1 protein-coding gene is annotated in these 348 nt (G+C 75.0%); it reads right to left on the bottom strand.

Annotation, left to right across the window (positions count from 1 at the left end; genetic code table 11):
* Positions 1 to 152 (bottom strand): rhodanese-like domain-containing protein (locus E9549_RS24595; protein ID WP_374201479.1); only part of this gene is annotated, 152 nt, incomplete at its 3' end.
* Positions 153 to 348: the final 196 nt, after the last annotated feature.

The raw sequence follows: 348 nt of genomic DNA on the forward strand, positions 1-348 counted from the left end.
AGCGGCAGGTGCTCGGCCTGCGGGGCGTGGCCCGCTGCCCACTCCTGTGGCTCGCGGACGTCGAGGAGCACGGCCTCGCCCCGCTCGAGCAGTTCGGCGGCCTGGCCGGGATCCACATCGGGGAGCCGGGTGGTGCGGGACGCCTCGGTCATCGTCGGTCCTTCCTGGGTGGGGTCAGCCGAAGCTCGGCGTGAGCGCGGAGGCGGCGAGATCGCCGCTGGGCGGCTCGGTCGCTCCCGGCCGGGGGTCCAGCGTGCTGGTCAGGGCGAAGCGGTCGGCCCGGATCAGGGTGTGCCGCCACTCGACGGGGACACCGGAGCTCGTGCCCGTCCGCTCGACGGAGAACAC

Source organism: Blastococcus sp. MG754426, from assembly GCF_021699055.1.
In the GTDB taxonomy this organism is placed as follows: Bacteria; Actinomycetota; Actinomycetes; order Mycobacteriales; family Geodermatophilaceae; genus Blastococcus.